Source organism: Stenotrophomonas sp. YIM B06876, assembly GCF_030711595.1.
Lineage (GTDB): Bacteria > Pseudomonadota > Gammaproteobacteria > Xanthomonadales > Xanthomonadaceae > Stenotrophomonas.
This window is the reverse complement of record NZ_JAUJUJ010000355.1, coordinates 1-832: the sequence shown is the minus strand read 5'-3', so window position 1 is coordinate 832 and position 832 is coordinate 1. Positions and strand designations below refer to the sequence as shown.

Here is an 832-nt window from a genome sequence, read left to right as displayed (position 1 = left end):
GGGGTGTTCAGCGAACAGAGCGGCCGCGCGCGGCCGTGTTCGGGGCCGCTGGTTACTTGAGCAAGCCCGCGGCCTGGGCCGCGTTTTCGATGCCGACGTAGTTTTCCTTGCGCGTCGCAATGAACTTCGCGGCGCGCTGCAGCGCGAGGATTTCCTTGTGCTGCGGGTTGGCCGGATCGAGCTGGAGGAAGGCGTGGGTGAGCTTTTGCACCAGCGCCGGCTCCAGGTCGCCGCGCACCGTCCAGTTGTAGTCGAAATAGGGCGGCGTGGTGGCGAACACGCGCACCTTGCTGGTGTCCACCTTCTTTTGCTCGACGAGCTTGTCCCAGACCGATGCGTTCAGCACCCCGGCCTCGGCCTTGCCGGCGGCGACGAAAGCCACCGTGGCGTCGTGCGCGCCCGAGAAGGCCACGTTCTTGAAGTCCTTTTCCGGGTTCAGGCCCGCCTGCAGCAGGAAAAAGCGCGGCATCAGGCTGCCCGAGGTGGACGAGGGCGCGCCAAACGCGAACGTCTTGCCCTTGAGGTCGGCCAGCGCCTGGACGCCGGGGCTGGCGGTGATGAACTTGGAGGTGAACTTGGCGTCTTCCGCGCGCTGCACGATGGGGATGGCCGTGCCATGGGTGCGGATCTTGGCCTGCACGAAGGTGAAGCCGCCGAGCCACGCCAGGTCGATCTTGCGCGTGGCCAGCGACTCGACCACGGCGGCGTAGTCGGAGACCGGGGTGAACACGACCTTCATGCCGGTCTGCTCGGACAGGTATTTGCCCAGCGGCTCGAATTTGCGCTGCAGCTCGGTGGGGGCTTCGTCGGGAATGGCCGACACGCGCAGAAC

1 protein-coding gene is annotated in these 832 nt (G+C 66.5%); it reads right to left on the bottom strand.

Annotated features, from left to right (window positions below; all coding sequences use genetic code 11):
- Positions 1-52: 52 nt before the first annotated feature.
- Positions 53-832: putative selenate ABC transporter substrate-binding protein (locus QZH66_RS17255; RefSeq protein ID WP_305807071.1), on the bottom strand; the 780-nt coding region annotated here is incomplete at its 5' end.